22 protein-coding genes are annotated in these 15517 nt (G+C 62.3%); 17 read left to right on the top strand and 5 right to left on the bottom strand.

The features are described from left to right. Positions 1-40 precede the first annotated feature (40 nt). Genes ACFVU2_RS21080 through ACFVU2_RS21005 form a run of 16 tightly spaced genes read left to right on the top strand, consistent with a single transcriptional unit; the run spans position 41 to position 12641 of the window. Complete coding sequence (locus ACFVU2_RS21080; protein ID WP_387878671.1) at positions 41-379, top strand: hypothetical protein; 339 nt, start codon at positions 41-43, stop codon at positions 377-379. A 35-nt stretch (positions 380-414) separates the two neighbouring features. Continuing rightward, the gene (locus ACFVU2_RS21075) at positions 415-759 is read left to right on the top strand and encodes a hypothetical protein (protein WP_387878669.1); all 345 of its coding nucleotides are present in this window, start codon (positions 415-417) and stop codon (positions 757-759) included. A gap of 22 nt (positions 760-781) precedes the next feature. After that, entirely contained in the window at positions 782-3337 is a 2556-nt protein-coding gene (locus ACFVU2_RS21070; RefSeq protein WP_387878666.1) for a tape measure protein, read from the top strand. Next, on the top strand, positions 3338-4768 hold the full coding sequence (locus ACFVU2_RS21065) for a hypothetical protein (RefSeq protein WP_387878663.1): 1431 nt from the start codon (positions 3338-3340) through the stop codon (positions 4766-4768). Continuing rightward, positions 4765-5883: a hypothetical protein gene (locus ACFVU2_RS21060; protein ID WP_387878660.1), complete on the top strand. Its 1119-nt coding sequence runs from the start codon at positions 4765-4767 to the stop codon at positions 5881-5883. Before ACFVU2_RS21065 ends, ACFVU2_RS21060 begins: the two co-directional genes overlap by 4 nt. After that, entirely contained in the window at positions 5876-6748 is an 873-nt protein-coding gene (locus ACFVU2_RS21055; RefSeq protein WP_387878657.1) for a hypothetical protein, read from the top strand. Before ACFVU2_RS21060 ends, ACFVU2_RS21055 begins: the two co-directional genes overlap by 8 nt. Positions 6749-6808: 60 nt before the next feature. Further along, positions 6809-7321, top strand: coding sequence for a hypothetical protein (locus ACFVU2_RS21050; RefSeq protein WP_387878655.1), 513 nt, complete (start codon positions 6809-6811; stop codon positions 7319-7321). 11 nt (positions 7322-7332) lie between these two features. Further along, complete coding sequence (locus ACFVU2_RS21045) at positions 7333-8157, top strand: hypothetical protein (protein WP_387878653.1); 825 nt, start codon at positions 7333-7335, stop codon at positions 8155-8157. A gap of 27 nt (positions 8158-8184) precedes the next feature. After that, complete coding sequence (locus ACFVU2_RS21040; protein WP_387878651.1) at positions 8185-8628, top strand: hypothetical protein; 444 nt, start codon at positions 8185-8187, stop codon at positions 8626-8628. After that, positions 8625-9002: a hypothetical protein gene (locus tag ACFVU2_RS21035; protein ID WP_387878650.1), complete on the top strand. Its 378-nt coding sequence runs from the start codon at positions 8625-8627 to the stop codon at positions 9000-9002. Before ACFVU2_RS21040 ends, ACFVU2_RS21035 begins: the two co-directional genes overlap by 4 nt. A gap of 23 nt (positions 9003-9025) precedes the next feature. Then, on the top strand, positions 9026-9580 hold the full coding sequence (locus ACFVU2_RS21030; RefSeq protein WP_387878648.1) for a hypothetical protein: 555 nt from the start codon (positions 9026-9028) through the stop codon (positions 9578-9580). Between the two features lie 3 nt (positions 9581-9583). Next, entirely contained in the window at positions 9584-10369 is a 786-nt protein-coding gene (locus tag ACFVU2_RS21025) for a hypothetical protein (RefSeq protein WP_387878646.1), read from the top strand. A 4-nt stretch (positions 10370-10373) separates the two neighbouring features. Continuing rightward, on the top strand, positions 10374-11813 hold the full coding sequence (locus tag ACFVU2_RS21020) for a hypothetical protein (protein ID WP_387878644.1): 1440 nt from the start codon (positions 10374-10376) through the stop codon (positions 11811-11813). Further along, positions 11810-12079, top strand: a complete 270-nt coding sequence (locus ACFVU2_RS21015; protein WP_387878641.1) for a hypothetical protein — start codon at positions 11810-11812, stop codon at positions 12077-12079. Before ACFVU2_RS21020 ends, ACFVU2_RS21015 begins: the two co-directional genes overlap by 4 nt. A gap of 51 nt (positions 12080-12130) precedes the next feature. Further along, the gene (locus ACFVU2_RS21010) at positions 12131-12478 is read left to right on the top strand and encodes a DUF3467 domain-containing protein (RefSeq protein WP_387878640.1); all 348 of its coding nucleotides are present in this window, start codon (positions 12131-12133) and stop codon (positions 12476-12478) included. Between the two features lie 31 nt (positions 12479-12509). Next, the gene (locus ACFVU2_RS21005) at positions 12510-12641 is read left to right on the top strand and encodes a hypothetical protein (RefSeq protein ID WP_387878638.1); all 132 of its coding nucleotides are present in this window, start codon (positions 12510-12512) and stop codon (positions 12639-12641) included. Positions 12642-12983: 342 nt separating this feature from the next. Here ACFVU2_RS21005 and ACFVU2_RS21000 read toward each other — a convergent pair whose 3' ends face one another. From ACFVU2_RS21000 to ACFVU2_RS20980, 5 genes are all read right to left on the bottom strand, one after another. After that, on the bottom strand, positions 12984-13283 hold the full coding sequence (locus ACFVU2_RS21000) for a hypothetical protein (protein WP_387878636.1): 300 nt from the start codon (positions 13281-13283) through the stop codon (positions 12984-12986). Further along, complete coding sequence (locus ACFVU2_RS20995) at positions 13283-13639, bottom strand: hypothetical protein (RefSeq protein ID WP_387878634.1); 357 nt, start codon at positions 13637-13639, stop codon at positions 13283-13285. The genes ACFVU2_RS21000 and ACFVU2_RS20995 overlap by 1 nt, the downstream gene beginning before the upstream one ends. Then, positions 13632-13799, bottom strand: a complete 168-nt coding sequence (locus tag ACFVU2_RS20990) for a hypothetical protein (protein WP_387878633.1) — start codon at positions 13797-13799, stop codon at positions 13632-13634. Before ACFVU2_RS20990 ends, ACFVU2_RS20995 begins: the two co-directional genes overlap by 8 nt. Next, positions 13799-14083 carry a hypothetical protein gene (locus ACFVU2_RS20985; RefSeq protein WP_387878631.1) on the bottom strand — a complete coding sequence of 95 codons (285 nt, stop codon included), beginning with the start codon at positions 14081-14083 and terminating at the stop codon, positions 13799-13801. The genes ACFVU2_RS20990 and ACFVU2_RS20985 overlap by 1 nt, the downstream gene beginning before the upstream one ends. Before the next feature lie 384 nt (positions 14084-14467). After that, complete coding sequence (locus ACFVU2_RS20980; RefSeq protein ID WP_387878630.1) at positions 14468-14797, bottom strand: hypothetical protein; 330 nt, start codon at positions 14795-14797, stop codon at positions 14468-14470. Between the two features lie 401 nt (positions 14798-15198). Here ACFVU2_RS20980 and ACFVU2_RS20975 point away from each other — a divergent pair, with 401 nt between their 5' ends. Further along, positions 15199-15432 (top strand): hypothetical protein, encoded by a 234-nt coding sequence (locus tag ACFVU2_RS20975; RefSeq protein WP_387878628.1) that lies wholly within the window; start codon positions 15199-15201, stop codon positions 15430-15432. The last annotated feature ends 85 nt before the right edge of the window (positions 15433-15517 follow it).

Below are 15517 nucleotides of genomic sequence, written 5' to 3'. Positions count from 1 at the left end.
CACTTTCATTCGAGCCATCGCCTCCTAGAAGAGAGCCATCATGACTGCACCGAAGAAGCCAGAGGATCACCTGGAAAAGGCCGAAAAGCCGAAGATCACAAAGGTTGATGGTGGCCGTACCGTCACCCTCAGGGGGATCACAGTCACCGTTCCCGACGACGCGCTTGACGACTTCGAACTCGTCGAAGAGATCGGGCTCGTCCAGTACGGAACCGATGCGGACCGTGTACGAATGCCACTCATCCTCCGCCGGTTGGTCAGCGACGACGATTACCGGAAGGTGATGGAGGGACTTCGAGGCCCGAATGGTCGCGTCCGCTTCCAGACAGGGATCGAGTTCATCCAGGAGCTGTTCGGAGCACTCGACCCAAACTCCTGATCCTCAGCGTCGGCTATGCAGCCCACCGTGGAGCGTTGCGTGCCGCGCTGAGGTCTGAATACAACCTCGACCTTCGCCAAGTCTGGGGTAACCACACCCTGAGCACCCATGACCTCGGCGATCTCGTCACATGGCTCCCCGCAGGGTCGGTGTTCTGGCGTTCGATCGGTGGTCCTGCGTCCTTCTCCGAACTGGAGCTCGAGATCCGCGAGAACACCTTCTGGTTGCGCGTCCTTGAATGGCGCGAACGCGGATCCAAGGGTGAACAGCCGAAACGCGCTCCTGATGCGGTGTGGGCGTGGGAACGCGAAGCAGCAGCGAAATCGATGTCCCGCAAGGGCACCGCCTACCTCGAACGGCAACGCCGGCAGAGCGGCTAGACGACGAATTGGGGGGTGCCAGATGGCGACCGAAATCGCTGCCGCCTACCTAGCCCTTTACGTCAAAATGCCCGGTGTCCAGAAGGACATCGAGAACCAGCTTGGAGCAGAGCAGGCCGGTCAGAAAGCCGGCGCCAAGATGGGCGCAGGCCTCAACGGTGCTCTCAGCAACGTGCTCAAGGGCGCAGCAACCGCGACCGTTGCCACAGCTGCGGCCGGTATCGGTGCATCCCTTGTGGGCGGGTTTTCTCGTCTGAACAACATTGACGTGGCGAAGGCCAAGCTGACGGGCCTCGGGAATTCTGCCGCAGATGTCAACGGCATCATGGCGAATGCCCTAGCTGCGGTCAAGGGCACTGCTTTCGGCCTCGGAGACGCGGCGACTGTTGCCGCAGGTGCAGTGGCCGCTGGTATCAAGCCGGGACAGAAGCTCGAGGGCGTCCTGAAGTCGGTGGCGAACTCTGCCGCAGCGTCCGGTTCGAGCCTTAGCGATATGGGGTCGATCTTCAACAAGGTCGCTTCCACGGGTAAGGCGCAGAACGACGTCCTGCAGCAGGTCGCCGATCGTGGGATCCCGATCTATGCTGCCCTGGCCTCACAGCTCGGCGTCACGGCCAGTGCGGTGTTCGATATGGCCTCCAAGGGGCAGATCGGTTTCGATCAGTTCCAGTCGGCGATGACGGCTGCCTCTGGGACCGTCGCTCAGGAGATGGGCAAGACCATCCCCGGAGCGTTCGACAACTTTCAGGCTTCGCTCTCCCGGATCGGCGCGGGTGCACTCTCTGGGGTGTTTCCGAGCATTGCCACCACGATCATCGCCATCACCCAGGCGATGGCACCGCTTGAGGCCGCCGCTACCCGTCTTGGAACCGCGATCGGATCGATCGTGGGTCCGCGGATGCAGGGATTCATTCTCTATCTCACGGACGCGAACAGTGGTCTTGTGAATCTTGGCGCAAACCTCGCGCCTCTCGCTGGCATAATGGCTCCGCTCGCCGGAGCCTTCGCAGCCATTGGTGCCGGCGGTCTAACAGGGCTCCTAGCGGCCATTCCTGGGCTGGGCGGGCTGGCGCCAATAGCGACAGCACTGACTGGCCCTATCGGCATCCTCGCTGCCGCGTTTGCGGGGTTGGTCGCTGTATCGCCGCAATTGCAGGCGGCTTTCGGCGTCATCGGTGCGCAGCTCGGTCAGACATTCGGGAACCTACTTACGACACTGTCGCCGGTGATCTACCAGATCGGTTCGGCGCTGTCCGTGATGGCGCAGACCATCGGTGGTGTGCTTGCGAATGCGCTGCTCACTGTGGCGCCGTTCCTGTCCCAGCTGGTGAACATCCTGGGCGGTGTGCTGGTCGCAGTGTTGCCCTCCGTGCTGACGTTGATCACACAACTGTCAGGGATCTTCTCCGCATTCGCGGGCGCGGTGATTCCGGTCATCGGTGCAGTACTTCAGGCCATTGTGCCGGCGCTCTCGTCTTTGGGGCCGGTAGTCGGGACGATCGTGAACGCGGTTGTGCCACTGGTGTCGTTGCTGGCCTCGGCTCTGATGCCGATCTTCCAGGCAATTTCGCCGCTGGTGACTGCGCTGGTATCCGCGGTTTCCCCGCTGATCCCGGTGGTGCTGCAGTTGGCGTCGAGTCTGATCTCGACGTTGGTGCCGATCTTCACACAGTTGATCTCGATCCTGGCTCCGGTGATCTCGATGGTGGTGAACCTGGCCACCACTCTGATCTCGATGCTGGCGCCGATCTTCCAAGCATTGGCGCCGATCATCATGCAACTGATCACTGCGTTCATGCCGCTCATTCAGGCGATCCTCACACCACTGATCCAAGTGGTGGCAGCGTTGATGCCGGTGCTGCAGCCGATCCTTGATCTGTTCATTCAGTTGCTGACGCCGATCCTGGCGTTGATTCAGCCGTTGCTGCAGTTGGTGTCCGCGATCATCCCGCCCCTGTCGGCCGTGCTGACGTTCCTCGCGAACGTTATCGGCACAGTTCTCAAGGGTGCCTTCGCGTTCCTGATTCCCGTCATCCAGTCCGTCGTGCAGATCATCTCGAACGTACTGCAGCCGGTCATCAAGGGCATCACGGATGTCCTTGGTGGTGTGATCAACTTCCTCACTGGCGTCTTCACGGGCAACTGGAAGCAGGCATGGAACGGGATCGTGCAGATCTTCTCCGGCATTTGGAACGGCATCGTCGGAATCGTGAAGGGCGTCATCAACTCGATCATCGACGCCGTGAACGGGGTCATCGGGGGCATCAACGGTGTCGCCGGCATGGTGAAGGACGCCACCGGTGGTGCCGTAAACCTCACGATCGGTAAGATCCCGCGCCTCGCGCAGGGCGGCATTGTTCAGGCCACGAACGGCGGAACCGCAGCGATCATCGGCGAGGGACGATACGACGAGGCCGTAGTGCCTCTCAGCCCGGATGTCCTTGGTCGTCTTGGTGGGGGCGACGTGAAGGTCGAGGTCGTCAACAACTCGGGTGCGGCACTGGGAGACCTAATCGAAATGTACGTCACGCGTGGCAACACGCGACGACGCGTGGCGCTCGAGAACGGGGCACAGTAGATGTCGCAGCTGACGAACCTGTTCAAGAATCCGTCATTCGAGACGAACGCGACCGGGACCTACACGCTCCCGGGGACGACGGGTGTTGCACCGTTGACGTACCTGTCGACGGGCGGCTATTCGGGTGCCGATTTTGTTCGGGCGACGTGGTCGACCGCTTCTACCGCTACTGGTGGTGGGATGGCGGTCGGCCACAACGCGAACACGGGCGTTGAGAGGATCGATGTCGTCGCGGCGACCCAGTACACGGCCACGGTGTGGGTTCGCCCGTCGAAGGCGAAGACTCTGACTCTTTCGGCCTTGGTGTACAACACGACACCGTCGCAGGTTGGGTCTACTACTGTCGGCACGCCTGTGTCGGTGGCTGCGAACACGTGGACACTCCTGACGGTCACGTTCACGACCGGGACGGGCGGTGTTCGTGTTGTGCTGCAGGTGCAGGACACCGATGCGACCCGCTGGTCCATCGGTAACACGCTTGACGTGGACGCGGTCATGGTCGTGCCCGGATCGAGCGCACCCGCGTACGCGGACCCCTCCACTTCGTTGATGTGGGCTTGGTCGGGTGCTGCGCACGCGTCGACATCCGTCTTGTACACGCCGTCGATCGTGCTCAATCCCTATGGTGGGCTCGCGCACACGGACGCCGACCTGCCCTGGTGTGAGGTTGTCATCACGGACGTTTCGCCTCAGATCCCTGCGATGACGATCTGGAGGACCGCTGAGGACCGCCAGTTCCCTGTACGTGGCGGCATCAACGTGGCGCCCGGTACCGCGATCTCTGTTCCCGATTCGGAGTGCCCTAGCGTCACTGCCACCTATGTTGCTGAACTCCTCGACGCGAGCGGAAACCGGGTCCAGTTCTCCGCGCAAGCGACCGTGACGCTCGGGTTTACGGGAGTGTTCATCCATCAGCCATTGCAGCCTGAGCTGTACGTGTCACCAGTGTTGACCAGTGCAACCGCCACAGAGATCAGTCGTTCCTCCAACGGGCAGTTTGTCTTCCCTGAGGGTGCCACAGTTGGGACATGGATCGGTTCCGGGCGAACCGGTATCCAAGCGCCCGTCGAGTTGCTACTGACGACCGCTCAGGCCGACATGTTTTCACGCATGCTGGGCACGTATTCGGCACCGCAGACCGCGGTGTTGTGCATACGGACGACCGCTCCAAGTCGTCTGCCTCGACTGTTGTTCGCCGTGGGCCCGTCCACGAAGGAGATCGACTTCGACGTCATGCGGGAGGGCGATGACCTGCGGGTCGTGTGGGACATCACTGAGGTGCGCCCACCCGCGCCGGCACTCTCGCAGCCGGCGCTCGGGTACGACGACCTGGACTTCTTCTATTCGGCTGGTTACGACGTCATGGATGCCGCGTACGTGTCCTACTTCGACCGTGACCGGGACTATTCGCTGGCGGGGGTGGCACCGTGAGCCGGATCGCTTCGGACGTCTGTCGCGCGGTCCTTGCCGGGGGAGAGTTTGATCACTACTACTCGGCGGATCTCTACTACGCCGGCGAACGCCGCATCCCGAACGTTCCAGTGACAAAAGTGCGTTTCGATGAAGACGGCTCGGCACAGGTACAGCAGAGCGGGTCGTGCACAGTCGTATGGCAAGACGACTACGGCACTTCTATTACTCCGGACAGTGCACAGGGGGTGTTGGCACCTTTTGGCGCCGAGATCTACCTGTACTCAACGATCGTCGCCGGCCCATTCATTGAGAAAGTTCCCCTTGGGCAGTTCCGCATCACGAACGTCCCGTCGGCGCAGGACGAGGAGATGCTGTTCAAGGGGCAGTACATCACCACGGGTTCGATGGTCGACGTCGAGTTCAAGGAAAGGCTGCAGCGTGTCCAGCAGGACCGTTTCGACGCCCCGTCCGCTCCGACTGATCTGACGTCAGTGTGGGCGGAAATCGGCCGTCAGACCGGTCTCCAGATCACTCGGAACATCGCAGATGCGCTAATCCCTCGAGCGGTCGCGTACCAGGAGGACCGACTCAAAGCCGTCTACGACCTGGCGAACGTCCTCGATGCGACCCTGCACATGACAGCCGATGGTGCCCTGTCGATGCGGCCGAACGCGTGGCCCGCCCCTATCGATGCGCTGTACCGCGGCGATCGGGGGACCATCGTCTCGGTCGGTAAGGGCATGGCCACAGATGGCGTGTACAACCGGGTCGCGGTGCGTTCGACGACGGACGGAGGGACTGCGATTCTCGCGACCGCGGCGAAGACAGACGGTCCGCTGCGTGCAGTCAACGCGGATGGATCGCGCTCACCTTGGGGCGCTGTTACGGAGTTCGTTGACTCCCAGTATGTGACGGACACCACTACAGCCCTGCAGTACGCACAGCGCGAGCTTGGGCGGGTCGCCGTCATCGGCCGGCGGACGGTGCCGATCGTTGAGACTTTCAACCCTCTGCGGGAACGAGGAGACGTGATCACGGTTGAGCGGGCGAAGAAGGTGATCACCGGGAGGATCAAGTCCATCGAACGGGACACTGGCCCCACACAGACCATGCAGGTGGTCATCAATGGATGACGCAACCGCAATTCTCGCGCTGATCAAGGGCGTGTCCAAGGTGCGGGTGCTTCAGGGTCAGTACAGAGGACTGTCGAACGGACGTCTCCTCGTCGATGTCGGTGGTGGTCGAATTCCGGCACAGGTGTGGACGTCATACCGGCCCGCCTTGAATTCGGATGTGACTGTGGTGTTTGTCAACGACACCCCGTACATGGTCGGCCCTGCATCACCGCTCCCTCCTGAGGGGACTGTCGTGTCGGTGGCGTCGTCTCTGGTGACGTTGAACACTGATCAGGGGCAGGTGATAGCCACCTACCCGAACGGCGCCACGTTGACTGCTGGTCAGCAGTGCAAGCTTCTCTGGTCGGGCGAGCTCCCGCACGTGGTGTCAGTCATGTCGACCACACCGGCCCCGCCCCCGGTGCCAGGTGCGCCCGGCGGTGGTGGGGGAGTGAACGTGCAGGAGTTCACCGCGACCGATTCTGGTTCGTTTGGGTCCCGCTGGTTCACGAACCAAGTCTGGAGTTCTGACAGCAACCTGGGCGCCTTTTTCTTCGGTTCGAAGATCTCAGGCACGATCTGGCCGTTGGCGACGATCCAGAAGACCGAGGTGTATATCTCCCCGGTCCAGATTCGTGGTTCCGCGCCGAACATTGCCACACATCCGCACCCATCAAAGCCTGGCGGTGCGCCGTCGATGACGAACCGTCAGACGGTCGGGATCGCTGCCGGGTGGGTGACAGTCGACAACTCGATCGGTCAGGCCCTGAAGTCCGGTGGCGGGTCGTACGGGTGGGGTTTCAACCACGGCGGCGGCCCGACAATCATGCGCGACCTCACCGAGGACCCGCGTTCTGGCGCGATCCGCATCACCTGGATCTGACAACCACAAGCCCTGGAGGCATGCATGGGTAACACGCTTACGAGCGCGAAGGGTGGGCCTGTGTTCACGAACACGCCCACCCAGACCGCCGCAGATCTGAACGCGGCACGAGCGTTCACGGAGAAGCTCGGGAATCGCATCCAAGACACTGCCGCGAACCGTACTGCGCCCGGTGCACCCGCCTGGCTGGGTCTGGAGTGGTTTGAGACGGACACGGGTCTGTCGTGGCTGTACACGTCGTCGGGGTGGATTCAGACGCTCGAGGACACGGGGTGGATCACCCCGACAACGGAGTTCGCCTCCGGGTGGGTGACGTTCACGGACACGATCTGGACGGGGTTCCGGTACCGGCGTCTCAACCGGGTCACGTACCTTGCTGGTGCCGTTTCGAAGGCGTCATACACGGCACTGGACACGATCATGACGCTACCTGCCGGGTTCCGGCCGGCTCTGACGATTCCGGGTCCAGCGGCGAACTCGGGACAGTTCACGTTCGTTCGATCGGATGGTTCCGTCTGCACGGCTATCACGGGCACCACTCGTATTCCGATCATGCTCTCCTTCCCGGTCTAAGGAGCCTGCTCATGTCGATCGTTGATGGTAAGGGTCTGATCACGTGGGAGGGTGGCGAGTTCGCGCCCGGTAGTGACCTGTTGCGGCGCCTGCAGTGGGCGTTTCCTCAGATTCGTGCTGCGGGTGGGCGGATCAGTCTTACGGAGGCTGGGCGTCCGTTCGGTGTGCCTTCCGATGCGAACGTGCGTAATGCGTGGCAGACGGCGTCTGGTGTTTCAACGGTGTGGTTCCAGTGGGGCCGATTCTTGCGGGGTGAGACGCCGTCGGCTGCCGACCCGAGGTCGGGTAACACGATGGCGTCGGAGCACACGCAGGGTATCGCGGCGGACTGTTACTGCCCGACGGTGTTCGACGAGATGCTGCGTGCGAAGTTCTTCGCGATGGTCGGTTTGAAGCAGACGATCTCGTCGGAGTCGTGGCATTGGGCGATCCGTGGACCGTCTCTGGTTGATCTGACTTCGAGTGCCGGCGTTGGGTCGGTCACTCATCTCACCCCTGCTGCTTCGGTAGCGAAACCCATTCTGGAGGACATCATGGCTGTGCGTGCCACTCGTACGAGCACCGATCAGACGTACCTGATCGGGCAGGGATTCATCAAGCACCTGCCGGACCAGAACTACAAGGACGGCACCGTGCAGTTCGGACCCATCTCGGAGCTCGCCGACCCGCAGTTCCACGCCCTGTGCGAGGCGAACGGCATCCCGTGGAACATCGTGCCCTGGTTGGGTGCGGGGAACGGGTGGGACTACAACCGTGTCGTGCAGCCGCCGGCTCGTCCGGGAACTCCTGGGTACATGGACAACATGCGGACTGGCGCATTCAGCGAGCCCTGGTAACCCCCTACTCCCTGAGAGGGGGAATGCATGTCCGCAGTGGTTTTGGCGGGCGGCAACACTTTCATCGACATTCCTGGGGGATGGGTGACGATCATCGTCGCCCTGATCACGTTCGTGGTCGGCCCGTGGGCGTCGACGATTGTTGCCGCCCGTGTCTCCGGGAAGGTCAAGAAGGTCAGCGAGGACGTAGCGGCAACTCGAGAGCAAGTGGAGAACAACCACAAGAAACCGGACGGCACCCCGATCAATCTTCGTGAGGAGCAGGACGACCGCCACGGCGAGATCGTTGGGCTTCTCCGGGATCACGGCGAGCTGCTCGAGGAGCACGGCAAACAGTTGAAGAAGCTGGCCGACTCCGACCAGGAGCAGAACGAGTGGATCGACGACTTCAACAACACGTGGCCGCGGAACAAGTTCATGCCGCCGGCCAAGCATCGAGCACCAGACAACCCGAACGGAGAAATTCTATGAGTAAGCACGTGTCCACGATCTGGTATCCCAACCAGCGTGTTCTGCGCACCATCGTCCAGGCGGTCGTCGCCGCCGTTCCCACGATCGTTGCGATCGTCGGGGTCCTCGCTGATCAGTGGCCTGCACAGTGGCTGGTAGCTACATCCGCTGCTGCTGTCGCGATCCAGGGCGTCCTGGCGCGGATCATGGCGCTCCCTGGTGTCGATGCGTGGCTCACCGGGATCGGCCTGGGGTCGGCTCCGAAGTCTGCCTCGGAGGGCGGCATCCCAGCCGAAGTGAAGGATCAGATCCTCAACCAGCACGCCCTCCTGACCCCGTCTGAGCAGGAAGCGTCCGAGCAGGCTGCTGCGTCCCGTGTCAGCGGCCACGTCTAACCCCAACCCGAAGGAGTAGATCCATGAACGAAACCACTCGCGTCGCCGATACTCTGTCCGCGACGATGGACCGCCCTCGAGGCACCGCATCCAAGCTCAGTGTTCACGGCACGGTCGTTGCTGAGCTTCGCGGTCCGGACGGGAAGCTGAAGGGCTACTGCAAGACCCACAACCTGGTCACTTCGGTGGGGGATCAGCTGTACGCATCCCGTGGTGCCGGCCTGACCTCGTCTGCCCTCCCGACGGGGATGAAGCTGGGTTCGGGGTCGACGGCTGTGGCGAAGACGGGTGCGGGTGCTGCACTGGTCACGTACCTGTCTGGGTCGAATCAGGCGTTCGATGGTTCCTTTCCGTCGGTGACTGGTGGTGTGGCGACGTACAAGGTCACGTATGCGGCTGGTACTGCGACGACGGCGTCCCCGATCACGGAGGTGGTGATTCCGACTGACACGATCGCGACGAATGCGACGTCGACGGCGGCGAACACGATCTCCCGGGCACTGCTCACGGGCATCGGGTCAAAAGGGGCCAGCGATACCCTGACGATCACGTGGATTCACACAATTCTGGGCCAGTAGCCCGTGCCGCGGAATCTGGCGGTCACGGTCGGGTACATTCCGTCGCCTACTCTGCAGCTCGTTGACCCGACATCGGATCCTGCGGTTCAACCATCCGGGCTGTCTGGTTGGTCGTTGAAGTTCTCTGACGAGTTCAACGGGACCACCCTGGACCGGTTGAAGTGGGACACGCTGTACCCGGCGTGGAACATCTTCACGATCCAGAATCCCGGCGGGAACCGCACCAACACGGACAACGCGAACTACTACAACGACTCCTCCGCAACCATCGACGGCTCATCCAACCTGCTGTTGACGATGGCGCAGGACTCCACCACCTACCCGGGGTTGTCGTACAAGTCGGGCATGGTGCAGTCGCTGAAGTCGTACACGACGTCACCGGGGTGTTTCGTTGAGATGCGGATCCAGGTCCCTGTCCTGTCGAACATTCTGTGGCCGGCGGGGTGGATGTCGAACAGTGCCACGAACACGTGGCCACCGGAGACGGACATCTTCGAGCTGTTCGGCATGGGCCCCGGGATTGAGCAGAACGTGTACGTGACGACGTCCGACAAGGACACCGTCCACGTGAACGCCCCATCGAACCTGACGGCGTGGCACACGTACGGGGCGTGGTGGAAGTCGGACGGGACGACCGCGTTCTACATCGATGGTGCACTCTCGAGAACGTCGTCGAAGGTGATCGGTGGGTCGCAGTACCTGATCCTCAACCTTGCTGCGCGTACAGGGCAGTCGTGGCCGGGGGCGAACCCGACGATGCTGGTGGACTACATCCGAACCTGGAGGTGACCTAGTGCCGGTTCTGCAGTCAGCATCGAATGCGACCACAGCCACCATCGTCACCGCCACCCTGGCAAGTGTCCCGACCGTGGGGAACACGCTTGTCCTGATCGCGAACTCGGACTCCACTCTCACCCTGGACACCACCTCGGGGAGCACGGGCACCGGGTGGACGCAACGGTTCTCCTACGTGTCAGACCAAGGGTTCTACATCTGGGTTCGCCCTGTGGTGTCGTCGGACGCAACCGTCTACGGTGTCGTCCCTGGTGGTGGGGCGACGTACGCGAGCCTCGCGATCGTCGAGCTCGCGGGGGTCACTGCTGCACCGTTTGATGTGGTGGGGACGGTCGCGTCGGCCACGAACGCTACGACTCTCGCCGCTGCGACGATCACGACCACGGCTGCGAACGATCTAGTTCTTGTCGCTCACGCACAGCATGGGTACTCGGGGACGATTTCGAACACGTTCTCCTGGAACAACTCGTTCACCTCGCTCGTGCAAGCTCTGGTGGCTACTGGGCCGTCGAACGCGAAGACGTCTCTGGTGGTGGGGCAGAAGATCCAGGCCACGGCGGGTGCTGTGGGTGCGACGACCGCAACATGGTCGAGTCAGGCGCAGAACGTTGCTGCTGTGCAGATCGCATTCAAGGCGTCTGCTGGTGGGACGAACTACACCGGCACGCCGTCGGATGCGGTTGGGGTCACGGACAGTGTGACTGCAGGGTTCGGCCCTCAGATCACCCTGTCGGATGCTGTGGGCGTCACCGATGCTGCTGCTGTGGCGCGAAGTGTCAACGTCACCGTCAGCGACACGGTCGGAGTCACGGATACGGGTGCACCGATCACCCTGGCCTACGACTACACCCTCAACGACACGGTGGGCGTCACTGACGCTGCAGCGGATGTTGAGACGGTCGTACAGGCGCCGGCGGACCCTGTTGGTGCCACGGACACGCTGAGTGACACTGTGGACGCTGTGCGGGCCTCGAGCGACCCGGTAGGGGTCACTGATGTGGTCGCCGCATCTATCAGCGGTGGTGGCAGCTATACGGGCAACCCTGCCGATCCGGTGGGTGTGACAGATGCGGTCCTCGCCCAACTGGATCGGGTTGTCACTGTTGCCGATCTGCTGAACCTCGTCGACAACGCCCAGCCCGCGTCGGGTCCTGTCGCGAACCCTGCTGACCCTGTGGGCATCGCGGACAGTGCTTCGTGGTCGGCGGCTCGTTCGCAGCTGCCTTCCGACCCGGTCAACGTCTCCGACACCGTCACGACCACCCTCGTGCGGACGGTCACGGTAGTTGATCTGGTCGGCGTCACAGATGTGGTTGCCGCGCAGATCAACCTGCCGATACGGGACATCACCGTCTACGTGTCCGGCCCCACCAGGAACCCCCTGCGCGACGCCTACGCACAACCGAACCCGCTCCGTGTGTCAGGAGGCACCCGATGACCTATCTCCCTCGTGACGGCCGCGAGTACTTCCATTGGACGTTCACCGGCCTCCCTGACGATCACGGCGCTGTGGAGGCGTTCATTGATGGTCAGTGGCGTGCTCTCACCATGGACGGTGCGGTCGGCCGGCTGTTGGTAGCGGGCCCGGACGCTGACTCGACCGGCGCGGTCGTCGTCACCGCTGACACCGACGTGAAGGTCCGCGTCACCGACAGCCCGGAGATCGTGGTTCGTGGTGGTGGGTGGATTCGCATCACCGCGTGACCCCCATGCTGGGGGCATACAGGCGAAGTACTGCACCCCTAGGTTGTGGGCATGCCCGATCCTCAACAACTGGTCCTCCAGATGGGCCTACCAGACAGCCAGGAAGTCGGCGTCTACGCCGATTTCGCGAACATCTGGCACACACCCAACTCGTTCGTTCTCGACTTCCTCACCGTGAAGATGCCGCCGCACCCGCAGGCGGACCCACAGTCCGGCCAGCCGCTCGAGGACGTACCAGGTGTGCTCGAGACCACGGTCTCCGCTCGGGTCCGTATTCCTCCTGAGCAGATCTTCCCTTTGATGGCAGGGCTGCAGCAGCAGGCGAATCAGTGGCTACAGGAGACTGGGCGTCAGGCCCCTCCCGAGGTCTGGGACCCCACTCAGCCACCGAGTGCATAATCAATAGCAACACCACACAAGGAGACACACGATGGTCAGTCAGATCCAGAGCACGATCACGACCGCGGCGATCCCGCGGCCGCAGTCCGGCGTCTACACGTCGACCGCGCACGGAACTGTCGTCTCGATTTCGCAGACCGTGCCGCCGGCAGCGGCTCACTAACTCCATAACCAAGCGAGTCCCGGCCCATCCTCACAGGTGAGTCGGGGCTTTCTCTGCACCCAGCACCCCCAGTTCAGGCTTCGGTCTGGACTGGGGGTGCTTTCGTCGTGTTTGGGGGTGCCGCAACTGTTGCGGTTCCCCCAAAGGCCGTTTCGCCATTGCATCGCGGGCATGTGCATCCGGCTGGCCCCATCCCGCCGTCTGGCACGTCCGGGTTGCGGTCGTCGTAGGTTTCGGTGCATCCGCATCCCTCGGGGCATGGTCGGGTGTGCCAGTGCTCGCGGAGGTCGGCCATCAGGGCTTGGTACTCGGGGTCATCCCGGTACTGGTCAAAGAACCCCATCATTCGTCTCCTGTGAGTGCACGGATCGCTTTGACCGTGTCGCATGGGTATGGTGACGCGGAACATCCCCGGCAGACCGTGTACAGGCCGTGTTCGTTCTCCCCGTGGTGCTCGCGGTGGATGTCGAGAATCGCGGTTGCCGCTTCCTTCCGTGCCCACTCGGCGACAGCCAGGACACCGGCTTCGATCAGTACACCCCGATCGGTCCCCGCTGGTACGGCTGCGAAGGTTTCGTCGTAAGCCCGGCTGTAGACGCGTTTGATCTGCTCGCGCCGGGCTATCTCGTCCGGGATCTGCATCAGTCGGTCACCTCCACCCACGGGCCAACCAGACGCTGCTCACGGACGGCCGTGGCGGTCTGCACGATCTTCCCGCCCCTCACGTCAATCCGACGCCAACGCTCCTCCGTCGTCATGCTGTCGAGTTGCGCTTTGAGTGCGTCACGCTCCACGTCCAAGTCGGCAACGGTTTTCAGGCTGGCCAAATAGAAGCCGCGAAGCCTCTCTGCCTCAACCTTGATTTGGTCTCGGTCAGATATCAGGGCGCGAGAAAGATCTGCGATCCGATCCCGCAGCTTCTCCTGCTCCACCGGGGTCAGGTAGTCGTTGTCGTTGAACCGCCGTTCGAGGAAGTCCATGAGGTTCTCGTCAGTCATCACTCGCTCCCGTCTCGGACTCCGCCTTTGTGTGGGTGGCGTCGCGCATCCTCTCCAACGCGTCGTCGATCTTCGCCCATGCGCGCGCCCTTTTGGTCTCAGGGGCATCGTCGTCGTAGCCGAGTGCCCGCATGAGATTGATGCCGGGTTTGCTTTCCATCAGATCCCCTCCTTCGCCGGGTGCGGGACGAAACGCACGAGCTCCATGCGCTCGGAATCCCAGACGAAGACGATGGGACGGTCGTCGTTGTAGTCGTGCTCGGCTCGTGCTGCGTCGATCGCGTTGTCAAGGGCGGCGTAGTGCTTCACGAATCGCTCGAGGATGGCGATCTCCGCAACGTCGTCGTCCCACGTGTCGTTGACGGGTTCGAGGATGCCTTCGATCAGCGCCGTGGCGAATTCGTCGGCCTCGTAGAGCTTGCTCACGGCGTCGGGGTAGTTCATCGCTGCTCTCCTGTCTCAACATTCGAAACTATGTTCGACACCACCGACATCATGGTGCCTACCGGAATCCGGTACTATTACTCCGACAAGCATACCGACATTCGGTACGATTGGAAAGTAGGACAACATGGCACCCGTGGTAGCCGCCCGAAAGGAACTCACCGAACGCACCCGCGCGCGCATCGAAACGGCAGCCGCGGAAGCGCGAGACGCGGACGCGGCTCTATGGGACATCTGCCTCGACGCTAGCCAGGAGGGCAAGCTCGACGACATCGCAGCAGCCGCAGGTGTCGCACGCTCAACCCTTCAGGACAAGCTCCGCGAAGCCCGGAAGCGCCGAGGGTACTAGCCAAGCTTCGATCCGGACTGCGGACCTTTCGTCGTTTAGGGCGCTTTAGGCCGTTCGGATAAAGTCCGGTGTTCCCGCCAGAACTTCACGAGCTCGCCGGCGGGCGGGGTCTCCATCTGGTTCGCGTCGACCCGCCGTGCTGCACGATCGTGGCGCCACTCCTCGAAAGCGACCTTATAGTCCCACCCGAGCTGGCAAGCGTCCTCGAGGGTGCGCACCCAGCCGATGAGTTCCCTGGCCTCGCTGGTCGGCGCATACGTGACGACACGGAACCATTCCTCAGGCCGGTTCGGGTCACCCATCAGCATTCGCCGCACCACCGCGTAGGGCGGTTGTGATTCCGAAGCGCGTAGCAGCCACTCCATGGGGCGCGCATACGAGGTAGGGGACCAGTCAGGCACCAGCACAGATTACGGCTCGACCTCTGACACTAGAGGTCGTCTACCGGACGCGGTGATCCCGGTCTACCGGTTCAGCAGGAATTCGCGTTCCTCTGAATCGCAGCCTTGGCGGTGGTACAGGCATGCACTGCCCTGAGGGTTGGTTGACATAACCTTCTCGAAGTCTACGGTTCGACGGAATCGTTGACAAGGGGTAATCCTCTGTACCCCAGTCCACCCCATTGCGAGGGCCACGAATCATGTGAGTTCGTTGAGATTCCCGCATTCGACGAGCGGACAAACAGAACCTTCTGTGACCCAAAATGGTCACGATTCAATCGTTCGTGCCCTTACGATTCCCGAAACGTCACTATCAGGGGAGCAGCATGAACAACCTTGCAAGACCCGCAACCAGCGCCGAGCTGGTGCGGCGCAACATCCACGACGCCTTCCAACTCGAAGGGGTGGACATCGGCCGGCTCGCCAGTGTTGGCGGGGAGATCACGTTCTCGGAGCTCGTAGCCGTTGCCCTTCTTCTGGGCTGTCGGCCTGCTCAGTTCTTCAACTCTGATGCTTCGGGTACACCTTCGGGTACACCAGGCGATTCTGACCCGAGATGACAAAACCCCTACCTCGTAGACGAGAGTAGGGGAGAAGTCTGGTGGCTCCGACCGGCATCGATCCGGTGACCTTTCGATTTTCAGT

It is taken from the genome of Leifsonia sp. NPDC058194 (assembly GCF_042883605.1).
Classification (GTDB): Bacteria; Actinomycetota; Actinomycetes; order Actinomycetales; family Microbacteriaceae; genus Leifsonia.
This window is presented reverse-complemented; position numbering and strand designations above follow the sequence as displayed.